Source organism: Hydrogenophaga sp. NFH-34, assembly GCF_021401345.1.
Classification (GTDB): Bacteria; Pseudomonadota; Gammaproteobacteria; order Burkholderiales; family Burkholderiaceae_C; genus Hydrogenophaga; species Hydrogenophaga electricum.
Map to the genome: position 1 here is coordinate 61,509 of NZ_JACBGE010000002.1, position 23,838 is coordinate 85,346.

22 protein-coding genes are annotated in these 23,838 nt (G+C 68.8%); 5 read left to right on the plus strand and 17 right to left on the minus strand.

The annotated features are described in order from the left end of the window. Positions 1–13: 13 nt before the first annotated feature. Genes wecB through L0977_RS02195 form a run of 6 tightly spaced genes read right to left on the minus strand, consistent with a single transcriptional unit; the run spans position 14 to position 7,810 of the window. Positions 14–1,150, minus strand: coding sequence for a non-hydrolyzing UDP-N-acetylglucosamine 2-epimerase (gene wecB, locus L0977_RS02170; RefSeq protein WP_234263018.1), 1,137 nt, complete (start codon positions 1,148–1,150; stop codon positions 14–16). Then, the gene (locus L0977_RS02175) at positions 1,147–2,184 is read right to left on the minus strand and encodes a polysaccharide biosynthesis protein (protein ID WP_234263296.1); all 1,038 of its coding nucleotides are present in this window, start codon (positions 2,182–2,184) and stop codon (positions 1,147–1,149) included. Before L0977_RS02175 ends, wecB begins: the two co-directional genes overlap by 4 nt. A gap of 1 nt (position 2,185) precedes the next feature. Further along, a complete protein-coding gene (locus L0977_RS02180; protein WP_234263019.1) occupies positions 2,186–3,046 on the minus strand; it encodes a dTDP-4-dehydrorhamnose reductase family protein in 861 nt (286 codons plus the stop codon). Further along, the gene (locus tag L0977_RS25375; RefSeq protein ID WP_267966302.1) at positions 3,043–6,087 is read right to left on the minus strand and encodes a rhamnan synthesis F family protein; all 3,045 of its coding nucleotides are present in this window, start codon (positions 6,085–6,087) and stop codon (positions 3,043–3,045) included. The genes L0977_RS02180 and L0977_RS25375 overlap by 4 nt, the downstream gene beginning before the upstream one ends. Then, the gene (locus tag L0977_RS02190) at positions 6,084–6,812 is read right to left on the minus strand and encodes a nucleotidyltransferase family protein (protein WP_234263020.1); all 729 of its coding nucleotides are present in this window, start codon (positions 6,810–6,812) and stop codon (positions 6,084–6,086) included. The genes L0977_RS25375 and L0977_RS02190 overlap by 4 nt, the downstream gene beginning before the upstream one ends. Next, positions 6,809–7,810, minus strand: coding sequence for a GDP-mannose 4,6-dehydratase (locus L0977_RS02195; protein WP_326491039.1), 1,002 nt, complete (start codon positions 7,808–7,810; stop codon positions 6,809–6,811). Before L0977_RS02195 ends, L0977_RS02190 begins: the two co-directional genes overlap by 4 nt. A gap of 84 nt (positions 7,811–7,894) precedes the next feature. Here L0977_RS02195 and L0977_RS02200 point away from each other — a divergent pair, with 84 nt between their 5' ends. The 3 genes from L0977_RS02200 to L0977_RS02210 are packed head-to-tail and all read left to right on the plus strand — an operon-like array spanning position 7,895 to position 12,047. Continuing rightward, on the plus strand, positions 7,895–8,344 hold the full coding sequence (locus tag L0977_RS02200) for a hypothetical protein (RefSeq protein WP_234263022.1): 450 nt from the start codon (positions 7,895–7,897) through the stop codon (positions 8,342–8,344). An 8-nt stretch (positions 8,345–8,352) separates the two neighbouring features. Further along, complete coding sequence (locus L0977_RS02205; protein WP_234263023.1) at positions 8,353–9,552, plus strand: glycosyltransferase; 1,200 nt, start codon at positions 8,353–8,355, stop codon at positions 9,550–9,552. Then, positions 9,549–12,047 carry a glycosyltransferase gene (locus L0977_RS02210; protein WP_234263024.1) on the plus strand — a complete coding sequence of 833 codons (2,499 nt, stop codon included), beginning with the start codon at positions 9,549–9,551 and terminating at the stop codon, positions 12,045–12,047. Before L0977_RS02205 ends, L0977_RS02210 begins: the two co-directional genes overlap by 4 nt. Positions 12,048–12,063: 16 nt before the next feature. On the opposite strand, the gene L0977_RS02215 is transcribed toward L0977_RS02210, so the two are convergent. From L0977_RS02215 to L0977_RS02265, 11 genes are all read right to left on the minus strand, one after another. Further along, positions 12,064–13,014, minus strand: coding sequence for a CysB family HTH-type transcriptional regulator (locus L0977_RS02215; RefSeq protein ID WP_234263025.1), 951 nt, complete (start codon positions 13,012–13,014; stop codon positions 12,064–12,066). Positions 13,015–13,069: 55 nt separating this feature from the next. Further along, positions 13,070–14,365: an O-acetylhomoserine aminocarboxypropyltransferase/cysteine synthase family protein gene (locus tag L0977_RS02220; RefSeq protein ID WP_234263026.1), complete on the minus strand. Its 1,296-nt coding sequence runs from the start codon at positions 14,363–14,365 to the stop codon at positions 13,070–13,072. A 137-nt stretch (positions 14,366–14,502) separates the two neighbouring features. Then, positions 14,503–14,718, minus strand: coding sequence for a TOBE domain-containing protein (locus L0977_RS02225; RefSeq protein ID WP_234263028.1), 216 nt, complete (start codon positions 14,716–14,718; stop codon positions 14,503–14,505). Positions 14,719–14,755: 37 nt separating this feature from the next. After that, positions 14,756–15,565 carry an ATP-binding cassette domain-containing protein gene (locus L0977_RS02230; protein WP_234263029.1) on the minus strand — a complete coding sequence of 270 codons (810 nt, stop codon included), beginning with the start codon at positions 15,563–15,565 and terminating at the stop codon, positions 14,756–14,758. Positions 15,566–15,567: 2 nt separating this feature from the next. After that, positions 15,568–16,533 (minus strand): aliphatic sulfonate ABC transporter substrate-binding protein, encoded by a 966-nt coding sequence (locus tag L0977_RS02235; protein ID WP_234263031.1) that lies wholly within the window; start codon positions 16,531–16,533, stop codon positions 15,568–15,570. 152 nt (positions 16,534–16,685) lie between these two features. Next, entirely contained in the window at positions 16,686–17,555 is an 870-nt protein-coding gene (gene ssuC / locus L0977_RS02240; protein WP_234263032.1) for an aliphatic sulfonate ABC transporter permease SsuC, read from the minus strand. 12 nt (positions 17,556–17,567) lie between these two features. After that, entirely contained in the window at positions 17,568–18,791 is a 1,224-nt protein-coding gene (ssuD, locus tag L0977_RS02245) for an FMNH2-dependent alkanesulfonate monooxygenase (protein WP_234263033.1), read from the minus strand. A 21-nt stretch (positions 18,792–18,812) separates the two neighbouring features. Beyond that, complete coding sequence (locus tag L0977_RS02250; protein WP_234263034.1) at positions 18,813–19,034, minus strand: hypothetical protein; 222 nt, start codon at positions 19,032–19,034, stop codon at positions 18,813–18,815. Then, positions 19,031–19,240, minus strand: coding sequence for a hypothetical protein (locus tag L0977_RS02255; RefSeq protein ID WP_234263036.1), 210 nt, complete (start codon positions 19,238–19,240; stop codon positions 19,031–19,033). The genes L0977_RS02250 and L0977_RS02255 overlap by 4 nt, the downstream gene beginning before the upstream one ends. 85 nt (positions 19,241–19,325) lie before the next feature. Next, entirely contained in the window at positions 19,326–19,922 is a 597-nt protein-coding gene (gene ssuE, locus L0977_RS02260; protein ID WP_234263037.1) for an NADPH-dependent FMN reductase, read from the minus strand. Between the two features lie 32 nt (positions 19,923–19,954). Next, a complete protein-coding gene (locus tag L0977_RS02265) occupies positions 19,955–20,968 on the minus strand; it encodes a sulfate ABC transporter substrate-binding protein (RefSeq protein ID WP_234263038.1) in 1,014 nt (337 codons plus the stop codon). A 244-nt stretch (positions 20,969–21,212) separates the two neighbouring features. On the opposite strand from L0977_RS02265, the gene L0977_RS02270 reads away from it, so the two are divergent. Both L0977_RS02270 and L0977_RS02275 read left to right on the plus strand, forming a co-directional pair. After that, complete coding sequence (locus tag L0977_RS02270) at positions 21,213–22,238, plus strand: ZIP family metal transporter (RefSeq protein WP_234263040.1); 1,026 nt, start codon at positions 21,213–21,215, stop codon at positions 22,236–22,238. A gap of 169 nt (positions 22,239–22,407) precedes the next feature. Next, positions 22,408–23,772, plus strand: coding sequence for an MBL fold metallo-hydrolase RNA specificity domain-containing protein (locus L0977_RS02275; RefSeq protein ID WP_234263041.1), 1,365 nt, complete (start codon positions 22,408–22,410; stop codon positions 23,770–23,772). The last annotated feature ends 66 nt before the right edge of the window (positions 23,773–23,838 follow it).

Sequence of the window (23,838 nt, forward strand, 5' to 3'; positions counted from 1 at the left end):
CGCGAGCCCCCGCTCAGATGCGCGGGCGTCGCCAGGTGCGTTCGTTGACCGCGTCGATCAAGCTGGCAACGATCCGCACCACGGCGTCGGAAACGGCGCCGGCCTCGTAGTCGGAAACCGGGCGGCGGTCTGCGGCGGCTCGCGAAAAACCGTCACGCACGATGCGAACCGCCTCCACCAGCCGGTCTGCACGCGCGTCGCAGAAAACCAGAACCCCGGCATCCACGCCTTCGGGCCGCTCGTGCGAGTCGCGTACCGACACGGCCGGCAGACCCAGCAGGGATGCCTCCTCGGTGATCGTCCCGCTGTCGGAGATGACACAGAACGCGGCCTGCTGCAGCCGGATGTAATCCGAGAACGAGAACGGTGGCAGGAAGCGGATCGGCCCGTGCGCCACGTCGCGGCCGGCCACCGCGAGCCGGGCTCTGGTGCGTGGATGGGTGGAGACGATCACGGGCATGCCGTGGCTGTCGGCCAGCGCCAGCAGGCCATCAACGAGGTGACGGAGCCGGGCCGGGTCGTCGACGTTTTCTTCGCGGTGCAGGCTGGCAACGAAGAACCGGTCGGGCACCAGCCCGAGGCGCTCCAGCACGTCGGAAGCAGCGATGCGCTCGCGCTGGTGCGCCAGCACTTCCGGCATGTGCGACCCAAGCTTGTAGATCCGATCGGCGGGCAGGCCCTCGGCCAGCAGGTGGCGACGGGCGTGTTCGGTCAGCACCAGATTGACATCGCTGGCGTGATCGATGACGCGGCGGTTGAGCTCCTCGGGGACCCGATCGTCGAAACAGCGGTTGCCCGCCTCCAGATGGAAAACAGGAATCCGTCGACGCTTGGCCGCCAGCACGCACAAGCCCGAATTGGTGTCGCCGTACACGACCAGCGCCTCGGGGCGTTCGGCCTCCAGAAGCGCATCGACACCCTCGATGACACGGGCCACCGTTGTCATCGCATTGCCGCCAGCGACAGCCAGGTGGTGGTCAGGCGCCCGGATCTCCAGATCCTCGAAAAAAATCCGTGCCAGGGCGTCATCGTGGTTCTGCCCGGTATGGACCAGCACGTGATCGAAGGCCCGGTCCAGCTTGTCGATCACCCGCGACATCTTGATCAGCTCGGGACGGGTGCCCACCACGGTCATCACCTTGCGCTTCATGCCTTGGGCTCCTGCACCGGTTGAGAAGCACACAATTGCGCCTGGATGTAATCCAGGCCCAGCAGCAGCTCGATCAGTTCGGCACGGTCGAGCCGGCGGGCGTTGCGGGAGCTGAAGTCGTCGGCGTCGTCGAGCATCACGCCGCCATCGGAGAAGAAGCCTGCGTAGTCGAGGTCGCGCCCATCGGGCGGAATCCGGATGTAGCGGTCGCCGTCGACGGCACGCGCCATCTCTTCGTGCGCCACCAGGGTCTCGTGCAGCTTCTCGCCGTGGCGGGCGCCCATGTTCTGCAACGGCGTGCGGCCGCCGAAGATCTCGATCAGCGCCTCGGCCAGATCGAGCACCGTGGCCGCAGGCGCCTTCTGGACCAGGATGTCCCCATGGCCACCCCGGGCACAGGCTTCGAGCACCAGCTCCGCCGCATCGGGCAGCGACATCATGAAGCGCGTCATGCGCGGGTCGGTGAGCGTCAGGGCCTGGCCCTGCCTGATCTGTTCGACGAAGTGCGGAATGACCGAACCGCGCGATGCCATCACGTTGCCGTACCGCGTGACACAGATGCGGGTCGGCCCGTCGGGCCAGCGGCGTGCCTTGGCAATGGCCAGCTTCTCCATGAGTGCCTTGGACATGCCCATGGCGTTGATCGGGTAGACCGCCTTGTCGGTGCTGAGCAACACCACCGCCCCCACCTCCCGCGCCAGGGCAGCGTCCAGCACGTTTTCGGCACCCAGTGCGTTGGTGCGGATCGCCTCCAGCGGATGGAACTCGCACGAAGGCACCTGCTTGAGCGCCGCGGCGTGGAATAGCAGATCGACCCCGCGCAACAGATCGAGCAGGCCGTCGCTTTGCCGCACGTCGCCAATGTGGAAGCGCACCCGCGAGTCGTTCAGTGCCAGCCGCAGGTGGTGCTGCTTGTTTTCGTCGCGGCTGAAGATGCGGAGTTCGGCCACCCCCTCGCGCAACGCCCGTCGGGCAATGGTTTCGCCGAAAGACCCCGTGCCCCCGGTGATGGCCAGGATCTTCCCTTTCAGCAAGTCAGTCATATCGCTCCAGGGTGTGCAGGTCCGTCAGCATGTCCTGCCAGGACGGGGGGCGATAGCCCAGGGCCTCGCGCAGTCGCGTGCTGTCCAGGGAGCGGTCGATGACCGGCTGATCGCACGGCTCGATGGGAATGGCATGGCCATAAATGCGCCCCGCCAGCGACAGGAAATCGAGCTTCGAAATCGGATCGGCGCTCAGGTGGTAGACCCCGTGAAGATCCGGCCTCGCCAGCAATCGATCCCGGACGATGCGCGCCAGTTCCAGAGAAGTGAAGCCCGAAAAGATGGCGTGCCGAAATCCGCGCACGGCTTGGTGCTGCGCCAGGAACCAGGCCAGCAGGCCATGGGTTGTGCCGAGCTCGGGCCCGACGAACGACACCCGCAAGGTCAGCACCGCCGGATCGTTCGCCACTTCCCCCAGCAGCTTGGTGCGCCCGTACAAGTCGACCGGATCGCTCGGGTCCGACTCGCGGTAGGTGCCGCGTGCGCCGGAGAACACGCAATCCGTGCTGAAGTGGATGAGGCGTGCCCCCACCTGTTGGCACAGACGGCCCAGTTGGTGAGGCAGCACAGCGTTGACTTGCAGCGCTGGCAGCGGATCGCAGGCGGCCATGTGCTGCTTGACCAGACCGACACAGTTGAGCACGACGTCGGGCCGGACCTCGGCCATCAGGGCCCTCAGACCACCGGTATCCAGCGCGTCGACGCCGGTGCACAGCGCAACGCGACCGAATCCGGTCAGCGCCGGCGCGGGTGCACGCACGGTCCCGATGACCGTCAGGTCGCGGGACGCCCCCAGCTCCCGCAGCATCATGTGGCCGAGCATGCCGCCCGCTCCCAGGATCAGCACCTTCATGCCAGTTCTCCGTGAGGCGCCAGGGCCAGTCGGCGCAAGATGGCCCGCAAATCTTCGTCGGTCAGGTCGCTCAGCAACCAGGGGTGGTGGCCGTGCCCGAAGAAGCGGCGCTGGCGCTCCACCAGGTCCACGGCATGGGACAGGCTCGCCCCGTCGGCCGCCAGAAACACCTCGCTGGCGCGGGTATCGAGCGGCGGCGGCAGACCCGGCCCCGGCAGCGGCACGGTCATCGCCCGGCATTCAACGCCGGGCAGCATCGCCTGCGCCAGAACCTGGCACGCGGCCCAGCGTCGCGCCGGCACCTCGGTGCCGGTCAGCAGCGTCAGGCGCGGCGACCGGTCTGGGTCCGGCCGCAGGCGCCAGCCTCCTCGCCCAGCAGCCGAAGTCCACAGCCCCCGGTCGGAGAGCAGGAACGTCACGGCCCGCAGGTGCTCACGCAGGGGTGCGGCGCCATGCACCACCTGCGGAGGCGGATGCACTGGTGCGAGGTCGGGGCGGGCCAGTTTGACCCAGGTGTGTCCGGCGTGTTCGCAGAGCCGCGGCAACAGGCGCAGAGCGGCCTCGAAGCCGCCGGGTTGGCCCGCCTCCGCCGGCAGGTCACGCAGTGGCGCCAGGGCGGCAGGTCGGGCCCAGAACAGGCCGGCTGCGGGAAAATCCAGCGGCTGATCCGGACGGACGACCAAGCCAGCACCACGGGCCATGGCCTCGGCCTGTCCGAACACGCCCTGCCATCCGGTGTGGGCGCGGTCTGCCTCGCTGTGCTGGGGGAACACCACGCCCAGCAACGGATCGGCGCTGAAGGCAGCCAGCACCGAAGCCACCACCCGGGGCGAACCCAGCAGGGCCTGGCAGGCGGCGCCCGGCAAGGGCTGACGGTCGTGCAGGTGCAGCACCAAGTCATGGTGGCGCTCGTCTGTCAGGACATCGACCGCGAAGGCCAGTTTGCCATCGCGGTATGGCACGGTGCACAGATCGACGCTGCCGGCCGCCCAGTCCGCAAAGACCGGGGCAATCGCGTGGCGCCGCTCGTCATCATCGGTGCGGATGAACAGATCGCAGGGGGCGGGCACATGGCGCAACAGCTCCCGCATCGGTTCGGCCGTGTCGTCTCCCCACAGGTGAACGACGGCCGCCACGCGCTGCGCCGGCGACAGGGGGATGTCCAAGGCAAAAGGCACGACCAGACTCTGGTCCAGTCCTTCGGGCACCGCGCTCGGCGCGCCGTCGATGGGCTGGCAGGGTACCGGTGGGCTGGGGGTGTCCCGCTCACCCGTTCTTGCGCGCCACCAGGACAGCAACGCGTGGTCGCGACCGCCCCAGGAAGTGCCTGCCCCGGGCGTGGCAGGCGGCGGAACCGCCGGCATGGACAGTCCCCGGACCTCCAGCGCGGAGCGCACCTGCTCGATCAGCGGCGCGCTGCGCCATTTGTGGGCCAGCCACCAGGCCGCGCCCAGCAGGCGGTGGCTGATCAGTCCCTGGGCAGTGGCTTCGATGGCCGTCAGGTCGAGCGACGGGTCGGCGGTCGGCAGACTCACCACCGGCAAACCCAAGACGTCGGCGCGCAACGCCAGATCGGTCAGTGCGGCGCTGGCGTCCAGGTGCTCATCCAGCTCACCGACGCGCTGCGCCAGCGCGCGGGAGATCACCACGAAGCAGCCAGGGATCCGGGGCAGGCCCGCAGTGGCCGCTGCCGGTATCTGCACCAGCGCCTCCGGCCCCTGTTGACCGAACACCGCGAGCGCGTCGGCCAGGGTCTTTTCATCGAAACGGCCGTGCGGGTCGGTCAGCACGTAGACGTCGGCCCCCTCATCGAAAGCCCTCTCGATCAGGCGCCGGTGCGCCGCGACAAACCCGGCCGCCCCGCGTGACAGGCAGACGGTTTCGGGCGGCAGCCAGTTCTCCAGTGCGAAGGCCGCACCGTCATCGGCCACCAGCACCAGACCGGTTCTGGCCTGTCCCACATGGGCAAGGGCCGAGCGTGCGCGGCCGACGACACGCTGGACACGAAAAGGGGCATCGCCAGCCACCGCGATACCGAACGCCACCCGCATTCCGGCCATGGGTGCCCCCACCGCGCTGAGCACCGGTCCGGCGCCCGAAGCGGCCCCTGCAGGCGCAGCCGGTGGCATCGGGGACGGGGCATTCGCCTGCGCCGCCCGTTGACGCAGGGCTTCGCGTCGGGCATGCAGGCCCTCCCGCAAGCGCCCCCGCAAGGTCCACCAGGCGAGCCTGAGTGCTCGGCGCAGAAAAACCCGCAGGCCGTCGGGCAACCGGCTCGCCACCCGTTGCAGCACCATGGCCACGCGGTAGGTGTTGCTGCCCTCGATCGCCTCGATCCGGTGCGAAAGCGTCTGCTCGCGCTCCGCCGCGGCCTGCAGGCCAGCCCGGTATCCGGCCTGCACACGCGCCTCAAGCACCTGCGCCTGCTGCAGCCAGTGCATCTCCCGCTCGGCCATTGCAGCGCGTGCCGTTTCGGCTTCGCGCCAGCGCTGCGCATGGGAAAGACCGGCTGCAGCCTGGTGGGCCGCATCAAACAGGGCGGCCAGGGCCGGCCCGCCTGCGCACAGCTCCCGCACCGACGCCGGGGCGTGTTCGGGCGTCGGCAACAGCAGGCCCAGGCCCGGACCGGCGGGAAGGTCGAACGCCGCATCCCCGGGCACCGACTCGCGCCAGCGGCACCACAGCGATGCTGCCGCCTCGCCAGGCTGGACGCCCACGACCATCACCACGGCGCCCGGAGCGAGACGCCCGGTCCAGTAGGCGGGGTCCGACTGGTCGCCCGCCAGCGGCGACTCGATCACCAACAGATCGGCCAGCGGCTCGCTGCCCAGGCACAGCTCGCAGAGACTGCCCGCCTGAGGAATCAGGCGCCGCATCTCGTCAAAGGCCGGGCCGCACCCGGCGAGCCGCCAGACATCGCGGGCCCGCGCCAGCCAGTGCCCCACGGCGACATGCTCCCAGCGCGTTGGCACCCCGAATGAATGGACAAACAGGTCGGGCAGGCTGTCCCGCAGCGCGTTTCCGGAGAGGGTGTCCGTCATGGTCTCGTGGCGGCTTCCGACAGACCCTGTACCAGTGCCTGGGCCTTGACGAAGTCTTCCGGCCGCCCGATGTCCAGCCACGCACACTCGGCCTCGTAGGCACGCACGTCGTGGCCTGCGGCCACGAGGGCCTGCAGCAGTTCGGGCATGTCGAGCCGCTGGCCCAGGGGCAGGTACGGCCGCACGCAGGCGCGCGTGAGCGCGTACACGCCCATGTTGATCAGGTACTCGGTGCGTGGCTTCTCACGGATGCGGGTGATCTGCCCTTGATCGGTCACGTCGAGCACCCCGTATTCCAGCTGGGCGCCATAGCGCAGGGCAGCCACCGAGGCGGCCGCTCCGGACTCCGCGTGATGGGCGATCAAGGCCTCCATGTCCATATCGGTGACGAGATCACCATTGAGCAACAGAAACCGCTCTTCCATCTCGTCGATCACTTGCGCCAGCAGACCGCAAGTGCCCAGGGGCTCGTCTTCCACCGCGTAGGTGATCTCCATACCGAGCGCATGCCCGTCGCCGAACAGGGCCTGAATCAGGTGACGCAGGTGATTGACCGCCAGGCACACGCGACGCACCTGGTGGCGCCGCAGCAGACACAACAGGTGTTCGAGCACCGAAGCATCACCCAGGGGCATGAGCGGCTTGGGCAGCACCGTGGTGTAGGGCAGGAGACGGGTGCCCTTGCCGCCCGCCATGATGAGAGCCTGGAACGGCGCCGAACTCATTGGGCGAAACCGCTGCGAGGCAGCTCGTCGGGGTGTGCCTGGAAGAACTCGATGGTGCGCTGCAAGCCTTCGGCCAGCGACACGCGGGGTTGCCAGCCGGTGGCGGCACGGAACGCCTGGTGGTTTGAGACCAGACGGTCAACCTCGCTGGCGGCGGGCCGCAACCGACGCGGGTCTTCTTCGATGCGGGCAGACACCCCCATCAGGTCGAGAATGGTCCGCGCCAGGTCGCCAATGGCGATCCCCTGCCCCGTGCCCAGGTTGTAGCAGCCCCCCACGACCGAATCGGGAGCGGTCGCGGCGGTGATGAAACCGTCCACGGTGTCCGACACGAAGGTCAGGTCGCGCACCGGTGTCGTGGTCCCCAACTGGATGACCGAGGGCCGGCTCAGCGCCTGGGCGATGACGGCCGGGATCACGGCACGCGCGGACTGGCGCGGACCGAAGGTGTTGAAGGGGCGTACCGTCACGGCGCGGACGCCAAAACTGCGCACATAGGATTCGACCAGCTTGTCGGCACCAATCTTGGTCGCGGCATAGGGCGACTGCGCCTGCAGCGGATGCGCCTCGTCCATCGGGATGTAGCGCGCGCTGCCGTAGACCTCCGAGGTGCTGACATGGACCAGCCGCGGGGTTTCGCAGGCCTTCACAGCCTCGAGCACGTTCAGCGTGCCCAGGACGTTGGTTTCGACATAACTGCGGGGGGCCGAATACGAGTGCGGGATCGCGATGAGCGCGCCAAGGTGGAACACCGCATCCACCCCTTCGACCACCCGTTTCATGAACTCACCATCGCTCAGGTCGCCATGAACGGTGTTGACCGCGGCCAAGGTCCCGGGATCAAGCCATCGCAGGTTGCCCAAGCCGTTCTGGGCGTTGTAGTGAAGCAGCGCTTTCACCTCTGCGCCGGCATGAACGAGCGACTGAACCAGATGGCTGCCAATGAATCCGCCAGCCCCGGTGACCAAGATTTTTTTCTGCTGCAAAGCGCACTCCAACGATGGGCCGCCCTGATCAAGACCGGCTGGTAAAGTGAGAACGGGTGGCCCATCCGGCGCGCGCTGCCCAGGATGGATTGCCATATGACTCTACCGCAAAACGACGCCGCGACAGATGACAGACCGCTGGTCGTCGATGGCCTGGAAAACATGCAGGGACGCGGCTTGCTGACGATCTCCGCGCTGGCACTGATCGCCGGATCGCTGGACAACGTGCCGGTCGCGGTCCTGACGCATGGGGACCCGGTGGTGAGCACGGCAGCCCAGTGCCTGCAGCACGACCGGGCGCTGCGGCTCGCGGTGGTCGAGGACGACAGCCGGGCTCTTGCCACGCTGCACCGGGCACGGCTGTACGTGGCGGTGGGCTTCAAGGCCTTCGTGTCGCCCTATCACGCCCAGGCCATTGCCCTGGGCATTCCCATGCTGGTGGTCGTGCAGTTTCCGGAAGTCCGTGCCTCGGGCCATCTGCTGTCGCAGGTGCGTGCAGCGCACGACCCTCGCGTGCTCGGCGAAACGATCCTCGCCCACCTGTGAGCCACCACATGACCCCTTGCATCCTTGTCGTTGCGCTCGGCGCCAGCGTGCACACCCAACGCTGGCTGCAGATGGTGGCCTCCCCCCGGCACCGGCTGGTGCTGCTGTCGTCCACCCCTCTGCAGCCCAACCTGCCTGCATTGGCGGCCCTGCCGACCATCCGCTCGCGCGAGGATCTGGATCGGCTGCCACCGGGCATGGCGGGCCAGTGGGCCCGCGATCCGCTCGACGAACAGCCAGCCGACGACGACCTGCCACCACCCGTCTTTCTGAGCGCCCGCGCAGCGCTGGTCCGGAGCGCCAGTGTCGAGCACGCGGTCCGTGTGCTGCAACCGGTCCTGGTGCATTCGATGGAGATACAGATGGCGGGGTATGCCTGTCTCAAGGCGGCTCAGGCCATGGGTACGGACTTCCCGCTCTGGCTGGTGTCGAACTGGGGCAGCGACCTCTATCTCTACGAAAAGCTCGACACGCACCGGCCCGTGCTGCAGGCACTGGCCGCCCGCGTGGATGCCCTGCACTGCGAATGCGCGCGGGACGTTGCGATGGCGCAGCAGCTGGGCTACCGGGAGGGGTGTCCCACCCATGTCCAGCCCGCATCGGGCGGGGTGGACTTTGCCGACATGCCCCTGCCCGGGACACCACCGTCGCAGCGCAACCTCATCGTGATCAAGGGTTATCACGGCTGGTCGGGACGGGCCCTGCACATCCTGTCCGCGCTGCTGATCGCCGCCCCACACCTGCAGCGGTTCCAAGTGCGTATCGCCCTCGCGGGACCAGAGGTGGCCGAGATGGCCGCCGAAGTGGCTCGGGTGACCGGACTCGATATCCAACCGGACACATGGCAGGCCGATCATGGCCCGGCCCTGGACCGGACCGCCCAGGCGCGCCTGGTTGTGGGGGTCGGCATCTCGGACGGGATCGGAACCTCCTCTCTCGAGGCCATGGCCCTGGGAGCGTTTCCCATCGCGGCCGACACCGGCTGCCTGTGCGAGTGGATACGGCCCGGCATCGACGGCCTGATCGTCGACCCGCACGATGTGGCGGCACTGGCGGACGCCATCGTCACAGCCGCGACCGACGACGCCCTGGTGGACGCGGCCTACAGGCGCAACCGGCAGGAGGTGGAAAAGCGCTGGGACGCGCGGACCAATGGCGCACGCGCCCTGCGCATGTACGACGACGTCATCGCCCGGGGTTGCGCATGAAATCGACACACCACGATCTGGTGAGCATCGTCATTCCGGTCTATAACGGCGCACGCTACGTGGGCGAGGCCATCGAAAGCGCCCTGGCCCAGACCTGGCCGGCGATCGAGGTCATCGTGGTGGACGACGGCTCGAACGACGCGGGGGCGACCCAGCGCGTGATCGCCCGCTATGGCGATGCGGTTCGCGTGCTCGCCAAACGCAATGGGGGCGTCTCCAGTGCATTGAATGCCGGCATTGCCGCCATGCGCGGGCAATGGTTCTGCTGGCTCAGCCACGACGACGTGTATTTGCCCACGAAGGTCGCGGACTACATGCAGGCGGTGCGTCAGGCTGGCGGTCCCGCGATTGCGTTCGGCGAGATCGACTTCATCGACGAGACCGGCACGGTCACCCAGCGGGGGGGCTTGTTGCGCCACTGGGATGGCCGGACCGACGATCCCCGCTGGCTCGTGCTGGAAGGCCGGCTCCACGGCTGCGCCATGCTGATTCCCGCCGAATGCCTGCCCAGAAGCGGCGCGTTCGACCCCGGTCTGCCAACGACCCAGGACTATGCACGGTGGTTCGATCTGGCCGAAAGCCATCCCTTCGTGCCGGTACGTGCAGCGCTGGTGCGTGCACGCCAGCATGCCGGGCAGGACTCGCGCGCCGGGCGGCATCCCGAAGAGGCTGGCCTGTTGTGGATCCGGCTGCTGGAACGCATGGCACAGACCGACGGTGCATCGACCACCACCCTGGTGCCCCGACTGCGCCGGGTCCAGCGCTACCTCCGCCAGGTGACCTACCACGGTGCACGGTCCTACGTCGATGCGCGCCTGCGCGAGTGCCTGGACGGCCGCGCTGTCGCGCTGGTCTGTATCGCCCATTCCGGGACACCGCCCGCGCTGGCGTTGCAGGTGCTCGCCGAAGCGGGAGGACGCTGCACCGAACTGCTGCTGCTGGACCCGGACGATGACATCGCCAGCGCGCAGCGCTGGTCAGATACGGCGTGGCCGGTTCCGACGCAGGCCGCGCCGCTGCTGGCCTCGCAAGCACACCCGGCTGGCGTGCTGGCGATGGCGCTGGCGCGCACCTCGGCCGAAACCCTGGTGGTGATCGACCCGTCGGCACCCGTGGACGTGCCGACATTGCGCGAGGGCCTGCATGCCCTTGCTGCCGGAGAAATCGACGCCTGGCTGTGCAACATTCCACCCATTTCCTGGCTGGGCAGCCTGCAGGGTGCGGCGCTGTCGCGGCAGGCTGCCGAAAAAGCCATCGCCCCCGGACCGCAGGCCTTCGCCATGATCGGCCTGCGGGTTCGCCTGCGGCCTGCCCGCCTGGACGGCTCTGTCGAACCGGAGGCGCCGTCGGCAGCGGCGCCTGCGGCACCCGGTGTGACCCGTGACGCCACGGGCCATGGGGCTCTGCCGCTGCGCACCATGCCACAGGCCCACCGCCCTACTGTGCTGGTGCTGACACCACCGCCCAACCGGGACACGGTGCGGCAGGCGCGCTTGCTCGCCGCATCCTTGGGCCCCCGTGTGAACCTGTTGTGGGGATGGCAAACCGGGGACCAGGAGCTTCACCTGTCCTCTGTGGCCCCCGGTGCTGCAGAAATCACGTATACCTTGCCCAGGCAATGGAGAGAACTGGTCGCCGACCTGTGCGCCCTCTTCATCGCGCGGGTCAATGTGATGCAACCGCCAGACGCAGCCGGTGACACTGCCGAGCTGCTCGCGCGGCTGGACCGCCCTTACGACGTCACGCTGCCCGACGACGCCTTCTTTATCCCCCCGGCACCCGAAGCGCTCAGGCTTGTGGCGAATGCCGACCGAGTGATCGCCAGCAGCCGCGAACAAAGCACGCTCGTGGCCCAGCGGGTCCAAGGCGCAGCGGTCATCGCCGCGCGCCTGCCGGAACCTGGCCGTCCCGAGCGCTTTGCACCGCACCCCGCACCACTGGCCGATGGTGAGTGGATGCGGGTGCTGTATCTGGGCACCTCGTCCCCGAACCCGGACGTGGTCATGCTCACCGAAGTGACCCATTTGCTGGCGCAATGGCAATGTCCGGTCCGCATCGAATGCCTGGGACCACTGGCCAACGACCCAGCGTTGCCGGCCGACGCCCTGTCAAACCCCCATCTGCGCCTGTGGGGCCAGTGCGCACCTGAGAGCCTGCACATGCAGATCTGCCGCATCCGGCCTCATCTGGCGTGGCTGCCGTTTGCCACACCGCCGTCGCATGGCTTCGTACTGTCCGATGCCCTGCTGCAGGGCCTGCCGGTGCTGGCCTCCGGGGTTGGCCCGACCGCGGAACGGCTCCACAGCCGACCAATGAGCTGGGTGCTGCCACCTGGCCAGGCCGATGCCAGGAGCTTCGCCGAATGGTTGGACCGCTTGCAAACCGAGCGCTTGTCAACCCCCCCGTGCGGGCCATCCCTCGACCACCTGCCGCCCCTGTTCGACGCCTTCTACCCGGACGCATACCTGCGCCCAATCGGCTGGCCGCACCGTTGACGCCGGCCCAGCCTGCTCAGGCGGGCAGCGCCTCGGCGCTCACACCCTCGCTCAGCGCCTGATCCACCACCTCGCGCGTCAGCGTGGGCGCAAAGATCTCGATGAACTTGTAGGCATATCCGCGCAGCCAGACCCCGCGCCGGATCGCCAGCCGCGTGACGTTGATGCGGAACAGATGGCGCGCGTCGAGCGTGCGCAGGTGCTGGTCGCGCTCGGGGTCGACAGCGATCGACGCCACGATGCCCACCCCCATGCCCAGCTCCACGTAAGTCTTGATCACGTCGGCGTCCATCGCCGTGAGCACCACCTCGGGCTGGATGCCCGCTTCGTGGAACGCTTCATCAATGTGCGAACGGCCGGTGTAGCCCACGTCGTAGGTGATGATGGGATAGCGGGCCAGATCGGCCAACGTGACCGGTCCGGCCACCTGCAGCAGCGGGTGGCCCGGTGGCACCACCACGCTGTGCGTCCAGCGGTAGCACGGCAGCGTCACCAGTTGCGGGTAGTTGGCCAGGGCTTCGGTGGCGATGCCGATGTCGGCCTCGCCCTGCAGCAGCATCTCGGCAATCTGCCGGGGCGAGCCCTGGTGCAGGTGCAGCGTGACCTGCGGAAACACCGAGCGGAAGTCGCGCACCGCATGCGGCAGGGCGTAGCGCGCCTGCGAATGGGTGGCGGCCACGGTCAGGCCACCTTCCTGGCGGGAGACAAATTCCTTGCCGGCCTGGCGCAGGTTCTGGGCCTCCTGCAGCAGGCGTTCGACGATGGGCAGCAGCGCCGCGCCGGGTTCGGTCAACCCGGTCAGGCGCTTGCCGGCACGCACGAAGATGGACACACCCAGCTCCTCCTCCAGCTCGCGGATCTGGCGGCTGACACCCGGTTGCGAGGTGTACAGCATGGCCGCCACCTCGGTCAGGTTGAAGCCGCAGCGCACGGTTTCGCGCACGGATCGAAGTTGCTGGAAATTCATGGTGTGTCCCTCTGGCGGCCAGGCGCTCACCGCCCTGGCCGCCGCGGTGGTCCGCTCAGACGGCGGCCAGCGCCAGGTCCAGATCGGCGCGCAGATCGTCGATGTGTTCGATGCCCACCGACAGGCGCACGGTGTCTTCCGACACGCCGGCCTTGGCCAATTCGTCGGGCGACAGCTGGCGGTGGGTGGTCGACGCCGGGTGCGTGGCCAGCGACTTGGCATCGCCGATGTTCACCAGGCGCGTGAACAGCTGCAGCGCGTCCAGGAAGCGCGCGCCCGCAGCCCGGCCCTCGCCGGCCGCGCTCTTGACGCCGAAGGTCAGCAGACCCGAGGACTTGCCGCCCAGGTACTTCTGCGCCAGCGCGTGGTCCGGGTGCTCGGGCAGACCGGCGTAGTGAACCCAGCCCACCTTGGGGTGCCGCTGCAGGTGCTGCGCCACGGCCAGTGTGTTGGCATGGATGCGGTCCATGCGCAGGGCCAGGGTTTCGATGCCTTGCAGGATCTGGAAGGCGTTGAACGGCGAGAGCGCCGCGCCGGTGTTGCGCAGCGGCACCACGCGGGCACGGCCGATGTAGGCGGCAGCGCCCAGGGCCTCGGTGTAGACCACGCCGTGGTAGCTCACGTCGGGCTCGTTGAGGCGCTTGAAGCGCGCCTTGTGTTCGGCCCAGGGGAACTTGCCGCTGTCGACGATGGCGCCGCCGATGGTGGTGCCGTGGCCGCCCAGGTATTTGGTGAGCGAGTGCACCACGATGTCGGCCCCGTGTTCGAACGGGCGCAGCAGATAGGGCGAAGCCACCGTGTTGTCCACGATCAGGGGCACGCCGTGGCGGTGCGCCACCTCGGCCACCGCCGCGATGTCGGTGATGTTGCCCAGCGGGTTGCCGATGGACTCGACGAAGATGGCCTTGGTGCGCTCGTCAATCAAGGCCGCGAAGCTGGCGGGGTCGCGGTGGTCGGCGAACCGCGTGGTGATGCCGAACTGCGGGAAGGTGTGCGCAAACAGGTTGTAGGTGCCGCCGTACAGGGCTGCGCTGCTGACGATGTTGTCACCGGCTTCGGCGATGGTCTGGATCGCATACGCCACGGCCGCCTGGCCCGAGGCCAGCGCCAGTGCGCCGATCCCGCCTTCAAGCGACGCGATGCGCTGCTCCAGCACGTCGTTCGTCGGGTTCATGATGCTGGTGTAGATGTTGCCCGGCACCTTGAGGTCGAACAGGTCGGCGCCGTGCTGCGCGCTGTCGAACGCGTAGGCGGCGGTCTGGTAGATCGGCACCGCCACGGCCTTGGTGGTGGGGTCGGGCTGGTAGCCGGCGTGCACGGAGCGGGTCTCGAACTTCCAATGGGCTGACATGGGATCTCCTGGGATGACGGGGTGTTATGAAAAAAGGCTCTCAGACATGAGGCACCTGGTTCTGGCCGGACGGCCACAGGCCCGCCGATTCTCGACCATGAACGCAGGGCCGCTTCACCCTGCAGCGTGCACCGGCATCAGAGCTTGGCGATCGACACCTCGGTCGACTTCACCAGCGCCACGACCTCGGAGCCGATCTGCAGGCCCAGGTCCTTGACCGAGCGCGTGGTGATGACGGAGGTGACGATGCCCCAGGGCGTTTCGACATCGATCTCGGTCACGACATCGCCCTGGATGATTTCCTTGACCTTGCCGCGGAACTGGTTGCGCACGTTGATGGCTTGGATGGACATGGTGGTTTCCTTTCGGGTTGGGGGTAAAAAAACCGGTTCAGACGGCCCAGCGCAGGCCGTGGGCGGGCACACCGGTCCACGACAGATCGGCGTCGGGTTGTTCGGCATCGGGCTGCTGCAGCACCCGGTCGAGAATGCGTTTTTCGATCGCAGCAAAGTGGACGTCGCCCCGCGAGCGCGGCCGCGCCAGCGCAATGCGCTCGTCCAGCGCGATGGCGCCGTTCTCGATCAGGATCACGCGGTCGGCCAGCGCCACCGCCTCCTGCACGTCGTGCGTGACCAAGAGCGCGGTGAAGCCGTGGCGTTTCCACAGCCCTTCGATGAGTGCGTGCATTTCGATGCGGGTGAGCGCGTCCAGCGCACCCAGCGGTTCGTCGAGCAGCAGCAGGTGCGGCTGGTGCACCAGCGCGCGGGCCAGCGACACGCGCTGGCGCTGGCCGCCCGACAGGCGTGCCGGCCAGTCGCCCAGCCGGTCGCCCAGGCCCACCTGGCCCAGCACCGCTTCGGCATCCTGGCGGCGCTCGGCCGGCAGGCCCAGGGCCACGTTGTCCAGCACCCGCTTCCAGGGCAGCAGGCGCGCGTCCTGGAACATGATGCGCGTGTCCGGGTTGAGCCCGGCCACCGGCCGGCCGTCAAGCAGCAGTTGGCCGCCGGTGGCGCGCTCCAGCCCGGCCACCAGGCGCAGCAGCGTGCTCTTGCCGCAGCCGCTGCGCCCCACGATGGCCACGAACTCACCGGGTTCGATCACCAGGTTGTTCTGGCGCAGCACCTCGCGCGGGCCGTAGTGCTTGCTGAGCTGGCGCAGTTCCAAGCGCACGCCCGGGGTGTTCGGGTCGGTGTCGGCCATGCTCACGCTCCGGGCTGGTAGAGCGCCACGTCCAGCGCGTTGAGGCGCCGTGGCAGCAGCTTCTCGGCGAAGAAGGCGTCGGCGATCTTCTGCTGTTCGCTCAGGTTCTGCGGTGTGACCGCGCGCACCGCGTAGCTGCGGCGTGCGTTGGCCTGTTCAATGATGGCCGCGTCGAGCCCCCAGAACGGCGCCAGCAGCGCAGCGGCCTCCCGGGGGTTGCCCTTGACCCAGCGACCGGCCTTTTCGAGTTCGGCGTACAGCACGCCCAGCACGTCGGGGCGGGCTTGCGCGAACCGCGTGCTGGCCAGGTAGTAGCGCTGGTACGAGGCCAGGCCGGTGCCGTCGGCCAACACGCGCGCGCCGGCCTGCTTCTGCGCGGCCGAGAGGAAGGGGTCCCACACCACCCAGGCGTCGAGCGATCCGCGCTCGAACGCCGCGCGGCCGTCGGCCGGCGTGAGGTAGGCCGGGTCGATGTCGGCAAACGACAGACCGGCCTTTTCCAGGGCAGCCAGCAGCAGGTAATGCACGCCCGCGGCCTTGGCAAACCCCACGCGCTTGCCCTTGAGGTCGGCCACCGATTTGAGCGGCGAATCGGCGCGCACCAGGATGGCCTGGGCGGTCGGCGACGGTGCTTCCTGCGCCACGAAGGTGAGCTGCGCGCCGGCGGCCTGGGCGAACACCGGCACGGTGTCGGCCACGTCGGCGCTGAGGTCGATGTTGTCGAGATTGAGCGCCTCCAGCAGCGGCAGCCCGCTGGTGAACTCGTGCCAGCTCAGCTTCACGCCCAGCGGCGCCAGCCGCTGCTCCAGCGAACCCTGCAGCCGCAGCACGGCGATCAGCGTCGACGACTTCTGGTAACCCAGGCGCACCGTGCGCGGTGCCGTGCCCTGGGCCAGCGCCGCCCCGGCCACGAACGAACCGATGGCGCCCAATGCGGCGCGGCGGTTGAAAGAAGAAACGTGTGTCATGACTGGCCTATGAAAAGAAAAGAAGGTGGTGTGAGAGGCGTTCGCTGCAGGGCAGCGAGGGTCCGGCTCCGCCGGCCCCAGCTGCCGTCCCCCTGACCAGCGCCGAAGGCGCGCCAGAGCGGGGGGAAGCCGCGCAGCGGCGCAGGGGGGTGTCACCCCTGGTACCCCGGATGCCAGCGCAGCCAGTAGCGCTCCAGGGCACGCGCCAGCACGTCGGCCAGCTTGCCCAGCAGGGCGTAGAGCAGGATGCCCACCAGCACCACGTCGGTCTGCAGGAATTCGCGCGCATTCATCGTCAGGTAGCCGATACCGGCCTGCGCCGAAATGGTCTCGGCCACGATCAGGATCACCCACATCAGCCCGAGCGAAAAACGCAGGCCGACCAGGATGGACGACAGCGCGCCCGGCAGGATGATCTGGGTGTACAGGCCCCAGCGCGACAGGCCGTAGCTGCGCCCCATCTCGATCAGGCCCGGGTCCACGTTGCGGATGCCATGGAAGGTGTTGAGGTAGATCGGGAAGAACACCGACACCGCGATCAGGAACAGCTTGGCCGCCTCATCGATGCCAAACCACAGGATGACCAGCGGAATCAGCGCCAGCGCCGGGATGTTGCGCACCATCTGCACGGTCGAATCGAGCAGGGTTTCGAAAAAACGGACCGAGCCCGTCAGCAGCCCCAGCACCAGCCCCAGGCCGCCGCCGATGGCCAGGCCCAGCAAGGCCCGGCCAGCGCTGACCTTGACGTGGGTCCACAGCTCGCCGGAAGCGGTCAGGGTCCAGAAGGCCACCACCACGTCCACCGGGGCCGGCAGCACGCGCGAGGACAGCCAGCCGGCCGACGACGCGGTCTGCCAGGCCACGATCAGCAGCACCGGCACTACCCAGGGCAGCAGGCGCGCGCCCACCGCCTGGAACCAGGGCGCCAGGCGGCTGCGGGCCCAGCCGGTACCGGCGCCATCCGCCGTGTCGCCAGCATGGGGAACGGGGGTGACCTGCAATTCGCGCACAGAGGTGTTCATGTCGGGCACTCCTCAGCTTTGGGCGGCACGGGGCACGTAGACATTGGCAACAGCCTCGCCCACAGAGCCGGTCGGCCCCTGGTCGTTCGCCGGTGCGCGCCACGCTTCGCGCAGGCGGCGCGGCAGCAACGGGAAGACCAGCTCCGCGAAGCGGTAGGCCTCTTCCAGGTGCGGGTAGCCCGAGAACACGAAGGTCTCAAGCCCGAGGTCGGCGTACGCCTGGATGCGGGCCGCCACCTGCTGCGGATTGCCCACCAGCGCGGTGCCGGCGCCGCCCCGCACCAGACCGACACCGGCCCAGAGGTTGGGGCTGATTTCCAGCGCAGCGCGGTCGCGCCGGACCCCGCCCGCATGCAGCGCGGCCATGCGGCGCTGGCCCTCGGAATCCATCTTCGCGAACGCGGCCTGCGCGCGCGCCACCGTGGCGTCGTCCACCTTGCTGATGAGCCGGTCGGCGGCGTCCCAGGCCTCGGCCTCGGTCTCGCGCACGATCACGTGCAGGCGGATGCCGAACTTCACCGTGCGGCCGGATCGGGCGCCCTCGGGGGACAGCGCAGCGTGGGGGTCGTCGTATTTCGCCGCGCGGGAGCGCACGTCGGCCACCTTCTTCGCCACCTCGGCCGGCGGTTCGCCCCAGGTCAGGTAAGTGTCGACCTGCTCGGCCGCCAGTTCGTGCGCCGCTTCCGAAGACCCGCCGAAGTACACCGGCGGGTGCGGACGCTGCAGCGCCGGAAACAGCAGCCTGGCGCCCTTGACCTGCAGATGCTGGCCGTCGTAGTCGAAGGATTCGCCGGTGTGGCCGCGCGCGATGATCTCGCGCCAGATGCGGATGAACTCGGCCGACTGCGCGTAGCGCTCGGCATGGTCGAGAAACACGCCGTCGCCCTCGAGTTCGGCACGGTCGCCGCCGGTCACCAGGTTGATCAGCAAGCGCCCGCCCGAGAGCCGGTCAAACGTGGCGGCCATGCGCGCGGCCAGCGCCGGCTGGTGCAGGCCCGGCCGCACCGCAACCAGGAACTTGAGCCGCTGCGTCACCGGCAGCAGGCTGGCGGCCACGACCCAGGGGTCTTCGCACGAACGGCCGGTGGGGATCAGCACGCCTTCGTAGCCCAGGCTGTCGGCCGCCTGCGCGACCTGCTTGAGGTAGTCGTGGTTGACCGTGCGGCCGCCTTCGGCGGTGCCCAGGTAACGGCTGTCGCCGTGGGTGGGGATGAACCAGAAGAACTGGAGAGACATGGAAACAGGCTCCGGAAAATGTCAGGCAAAGGGGTGCGCGGCGTGGCACACACCGAGCGGGGTGGCGCTGCACGGCCAGAACCGGAAGCGGTCGGCAAGGGGCAGCGGGTCGCGGCGAGAACGCTCGGTGGCCGGGGAGGCCAAGGCTTCGCCGGCCTGCGCGGGATCGAGCCCCCACTGCACCGCTGTCACCGCACGGATGCGCAGCCAGGGCGCAGAGGGGTGGACCACGGGCCGCGTCATGGCTGGTGCTCCAGCGGGGGCGTCAACAGCCAGCCCGACACCGGGACCACCGGCTGCAGCAGCAGCGCCAGGCCAAAGATCGCCAGCACCACGGCCACCGCGACCTGCAGCCACCGGCGCCAGCCGCGCTCGCTGAGGTCCACCTCGTCGGGCACGGGCAGCGGCGCGTCACCGGCCCGCTCTTCGGGCGATGAATGAATGTTCATGAACCACTCCTGAAAGGTTTGGCGGGCGCAGCACGCCCCGGGCTGCCGACGGCAGCCGCCAAAAAAAGCCGATGGGGGGGAATGCTCAGACGCTACATCGCACCTGAGCGAACGGCACGGGCGCGAACCCGGCCGCGATCGGCATTCGAAGCCCTTCCTGGAGCAGGAGATTCACCGCATCGTCCAGCCGCTGGCCGATGTCGGTAACGAGGCGGTACTGGCCCTCAACGTCTTTGGGAATCTGCACGTCGGTGGCGTAGACACCGGGCAGGATGTGGCGCGCCCCGAGCGACTGCAACACCGGCCGCAGCGCGTAGTCCAGCGCCAGCATGTGGTGCGGGCTGCCGCCGGTGGCCAGTGGCAGCACCGCCTTGCCCTTGAGCGCGGTCTGCGGCAGCAGGTCCAGAAACACCTTGAGCACCCCGCTGTAGGCCGCCTTGTAGACCGGCGTGGCGATCACCAGCGCACGGGCCTGGGCCACCTGCTCGATGGCCCGGGCCACGCTCGCATGGCCCCAGTCGGCCAGCAGCAGCGCCTGCGGCGACAGGTCGCGCACGCGCAGCCGGTCGACCGGAAGGCGGCGCGCATCGACCAGTTGGTGCAGGCGTTGTTCGACCCCGTCGAGCAGCGCCGCAGAACGCGAGTGCTCGGTGGGGCTGCCGCCGATCAGCAGGACAGACATGCTCAGAGACTCCGGTGATTGGGCCGCGCGGCTTACTTCTTGGTGTAGATCTGGTCGAAGGTGCCGCCATCGGCGAAATGCACCTTGGCCGCCTGTGTCCAGCCCCCGAAGGCCTCGTCGATCTTGAACAGGTTGATCTTGGGCAGTTGCTTGGCGTACTTGGCCTGCGCCTTGGCCGAGGTGGGTCGGTAGAAGTGCTTGCCGATGATGTCCTGCGCCTCTTCGGTGTAGAGGAATTCCAGGTAGGCCTGTGCCACGGCGCGCGTGCCCTTCTTGTCCACGTTCTTGTCGACCACGGTCACGGCCGGTTCGGCCAGGATCGACAGGCTCGGGTAGATGAAGTCCACCTTGCTGCCGAACTCCTTTTCCAGCAGGTAGGCCTCGTTCTCCCAGGCGATCAGCACGTCGCCCTGGTTGCGCTGCGAGAAGGTGATGGTCGAGCCGCGCGCGCCGGTGTCGAGCACGGGCACGTTGTTGTAGAGCTTGGCCACGAACTCTTTGGCCTTGTCGTCGCCACCGTACTTGCGCTTGGCGAATTCCCAGGCGGCCAGGTAATTCCAGCGGGCACCGCCCGAGGTCTTGGGGTTGGGCGTGATGACCTTGACATCGGGGCGAATGAGGTCGTCCCAGTCCTTGATGTTTTTGGGGTTGCCGGCGCGCGTCACCAGCACGATGGTGGAGGCGTAGGGCGTGCTGTTGAGCGGCAGGCGCTTCTGCCAGTCGGCCGGGATCCAGTTGCCGTGCGTGTGCAGCGCGTCGGTGTCGCCCGCCAGGGCCAGCGTGGCGACATCGGCGTCCAGGCCGTCGATGATGGCGCGGGCCTGTTTGCCCGAACCGCCGTGGCTTTGTTTGATGCTCACGTCCTGGCCGGTCTTGGCCTTCCAGAACTTGACGAAGGCCGCGTTGTAGTCGACGTACAGCTCGCGCGTCGGGTCGTAGGACACGTTGAGCAGGGTCACGGGCGCAGGCTGGGCCCAGACGGGCAGCGCCGGCAGCGCGATCGCGGTGGCCAAGGCAGCGGTGAACAGGTGGCGGCGGGTGGTCATGAAAAAACTCCAGGCGGTGAAGAGAACGGAACGGATCATGAAAGCCGCACCACAAAACTGGAACGAATACGTTTTCAGTTGTTTATGACGAAAACAGCTATGGAGACCCCGATGCGCCTGCCGCACCCGCCATTCGCCCCCCCAGGTCCCGCCATTTTTCCTATGGAAGCCTTAAAAACTATCAAACCAAAAATATCGATAGATTTATAGAATCCTCCCATCCCCACCCTTTCTTTCCGTGCCCATGACCGCTCTCATTCGCCAGTTGAATCCGGTATGGACCCAGGTGCAGCGCCTGGAACTGCCCGTCCCGCCCCATGCCCTGCGCCAGGTCCTGCTCGCCCTGGGCGCCGGTCTGCTGCTGATGGCCGGCCTGGCCGCGGCCAGCACCTTCTGGGCCCCGACGCGCCACTGGTGGGACGCGGCCGGCGCCGGCAGCGCGCTGACCGCCGGTGTGCAGGCCTCGCTGCTCGCGGCCCTGGCCACGGCCGTCGGCGCGCTGCCGGTGTTTCTGGTGCAGCGCGTGAGCAAGCGGCAGGAGTCGGCCCTCATGGCTTTTTCGGCCGGCGTGATGCTGGCCGCGGCCCTCTTCGCCCTGCTGCTGCCCTCGCTGGCCGCCGGACGCGCACTGCTGGCGCCGTCCGGCCAGGCCAGTTCCGGGGCTGCGGGCCTGACGGCCATCGGCCTCGTTCTGGGCATGGGCCTGATGATGGCGATCGACCGCTTCATGCCCCACGAACACCCGGTGCTGCCGCCGGCCGCGCCCGGCCATGCCGGCATGTGGGTGGCGGCCGACGGGCTCGCCAATCCGGCCCACCAGCGCGCCTGGCTCATGGTGCTGGCCATCCTCATCCACAACGTGCCCGAAGGCCTGGCCGTGGGCGCCGCCTACGCCGGCCTGGACCCCTCGACCTCCGAAGGCGGCCAGGGCGGTGCCTCGGTCGCGCTGGCCATCGGCCTGCAGAACATGCCCGAAGGCCTGATCGTTGCCATGGCCCTGCGCACGCTGGGCCAGAGCGTGGCCAGGTCCTGGGCCGTGGCCGCGCTCTCCGGTCTGGCCGAACCCTTCGGCGCCCTGCTCGGCCTGGTGGCGCTGGGCAGCCTGCCCGCCTTCTACCCGGTCGGCCTGGCCGTCGCGGCCGGCGCCATGCTGTTCGTGGTCAGCCACGAAATGATCCCCGAGACGCACCGCAACGGCTTCGAGGGCCTGGCCTCGGTCACGCTCATGGCGGGCTTCATCTTCATGATGGGGCTGAACGAGGTGCTCTGACGCCCTGGCCCGTCATGCCCGCGCTGCGGTGGCCCGCCACACCACGCTGCCTGGGCCCATCGTGCCCCCACCACCTCGCCCGTCATGCCCGCGCAGGCGGGCATCCAGCGTTCCCGCACCCCGGCGGCCAGCACCCCGGGCGCCCAGACAACGGGGGTAACATGGCCGCATGAGCGTCCTCGTCCGATTCCTCGGAGCCGCCGGTACCGTCACCGGCTCCAAATACCTAGTCGAACACGATGGCCACAGTCTCATGGTGGACTGCGGCCTGTTCCAGGGCTACAAGCAGCTGCGGCTGCGCAACCGCGACCCGTTGCCCATCCTGCCCAACAAGCTCGGGGCGCTGATCCTCACGCACGCCCACCTGGACCACTCGGGCTACCTGCCGCTGCTGGCCAAGGAAGGCTTTCACAGCAAGGTCTGGTGCACACCGGCCACCCGCGATCTGGCGCAGATCCTGCTGCCCGACAGCGGGCATCTGCAGGAAGAAGACGCGGCCTTCGCCAACCGCAAAGGCTTCAGCAAACACGCGCCCGCGCTGCCGCTCTACACCGAAGAAGATGCGCTGCGCAGCCTCAAGCTGCTGCGCACGGTGCCGCTGCACCAGCCCTTCGAGCCGCTGCCCGGCTGGCAGGCCAGCTTCACCGGCGCCGGTCACATCCTCGGTGCGGCCAGCCTGCTGCTGGAAGTGGGCGGCAAGCGCCTGCTGTTCTCGGGCGACCTCGGCCGTCCCGACGACCTGCTGATGCTGCCGCCCGAACCGCCGCCGGCGGCCGACGCGGTGTTCATCGAATCCACCTATGGCGACCGCGAGCATCCGCAGGAAGACGTGCTGGCCGAACTGGGCCCGGCCCTGCAGCGCGCAGCGGCCCGCGGGGGCACGGCGGTGGTGCCGGTCTTCGCCGTCGGGCGGGCCCAGGAAATCCTGCACGCCATCGTGCAGCTCAAGGCCCGCGACGCGCTGCCGCGCCACCTGCCGGTGTACCTGGACAGCCCCATGGCCATCCACAGCACAGGCCTGTTCGCCCGCCATCTGGGCGAACACCGGCTCGACGCGGCCGAATGCCGGGCCATGGAACATTCGGCCGAGATGGCCATGTCGGTCGAGCAGTCCAAGGCCATCGCCATGAACCACGGCCCCAAGGTGATCCTGGCCGCCAGCGGCATGGCCACCGGCGGGCGCGTGCTGCACCACCTGGCGCGCTACCTGAGCGACCACCGCAACATGGTCGTGCTCACCGGCTACCAGGCGCCCGGCACCCGGGGTGCCTCGCTGGCCGGGCACGCGCTCACCCTGCGCCTGCACGGGCAGGACCTGCCGGTGCGCGCCGAAATCGTGCAACTGGCGTCGGCCTCCGCCCACGCCGACGCCAGCCAGCTCATGGCCTGGCTGCGGGCCCTGCCCGCCGCCCCCCACCGCGTGTTCGTGGTCCATGGCGACATGGAAGCCTCCGACGCGCTGCGCCACCGGGTCGAGGCCGAACTCGGCTGGCCCGCACTCGTGCCGGAACACGGCAGCACCTGGCGGGTCTGACACCGTCTGCCCCACCCACCCCACCGAACGGGGCAGGCCTGACCTGCCCCGCCCTGTTTCAGCCGC

Coding starts and splice junctions, on each gene's coding strand:
- wecB (WP_234263018.1), bottom strand. CDS start 1,150: ATGAAGCGCAAGGTGATGACCGTGGTGGGCACCCGTCCCGAGCTGATC.
- L0977_RS02180 (WP_234263019.1), bottom strand. CDS start 3,046: ATGAAGGTGCTGATCCTGGGAGCGGGCGGCATGCTCGGCCACATGATG.
- L0977_RS25375 (WP_267966302.1), bottom strand. CDS start 6,087: ATGACGGACACCCTCTCCGGAAACGCGCTGCGGGACAGCCTGCCCGAC.
- L0977_RS02190 (WP_234263020.1), bottom strand. CDS start 6,812: ATGAGTTCGGCGCCGTTCCAGGCTCTCATCATGGCGGGCGGCAAGGGC.
- L0977_RS02200 (WP_234263022.1), top strand. CDS start 7,895: ATGACTCTACCGCAAAACGACGCCGCGACAGATGACAGACCGCTGGTC.
- L0977_RS02205 (WP_234263023.1), top strand. CDS start 8,353: ATGACCCCTTGCATCCTTGTCGTTGCGCTCGGCGCCAGCGTGCACACC.
- L0977_RS02210 (WP_234263024.1), top strand. CDS start 9,549: ATGAAATCGACACACCACGATCTGGTGAGCATCGTCATTCCGGTCTAT.
- L0977_RS02215 (WP_234263025.1), bottom strand. CDS start 13,014: ATGAATTTCCAGCAACTTCGATCCGTGCGCGAAACCGTGCGCTGCGGC.
- L0977_RS02220 (WP_234263026.1), bottom strand. CDS start 14,365: ATGTCAGCCCATTGGAAGTTCGAGACCCGCTCCGTGCACGCCGGCTAC.
- L0977_RS02225 (WP_234263028.1), bottom strand. CDS start 14,718: ATGTCCATCCAAGCCATCAACGTGCGCAACCAGTTCCGCGGCAAGGTC.
- L0977_RS02230 (WP_234263029.1), bottom strand. CDS start 15,565: ATGGCCGACACCGACCCGAACACCCCGGGCGTGCGCTTGGAACTGCGC.
- L0977_RS02235 (WP_234263031.1), bottom strand. CDS start 16,533: ATGACACACGTTTCTTCTTTCAACCGCCGCGCCGCATTGGGCGCCATC.
- ssuC (WP_234263032.1), bottom strand. CDS start 17,555: ATGAACACCTCTGTGCGCGAATTGCAGGTCACCCCCGTTCCCCATGCT.
- ssuD (WP_234263033.1), bottom strand. CDS start 18,791: ATGTCTCTCCAGTTCTTCTGGTTCATCCCCACCCACGGCGACAGCCGT.
- L0977_RS02250 (WP_234263034.1), bottom strand. CDS start 19,034: ATGACGCGGCCCGTGGTCCACCCCTCTGCGCCCTGGCTGCGCATCCGT.
- L0977_RS02255 (WP_234263036.1), bottom strand. CDS start 19,240: ATGAACATTCATTCATCGCCCGAAGAGCGGGCCGGTGACGCGCCGCTG.
- ssuE (WP_234263037.1), bottom strand. CDS start 19,922: ATGTCTGTCCTGCTGATCGGCGGCAGCCCCACCGAGCACTCGCGTTCT.
- L0977_RS02265 (WP_234263038.1), bottom strand. CDS start 20,968: ATGACCACCCGCCGCCACCTGTTCACCGCTGCCTTGGCCACCGCGATC.
- L0977_RS02270 (WP_234263040.1), top strand. CDS start 21,213: ATGACCGCTCTCATTCGCCAGTTGAATCCGGTATGGACCCAGGTGCAG.
- L0977_RS02275 (WP_234263041.1), top strand. CDS start 22,408: ATGAGCGTCCTCGTCCGATTCCTCGGAGCCGCCGGTACCGTCACCGGC.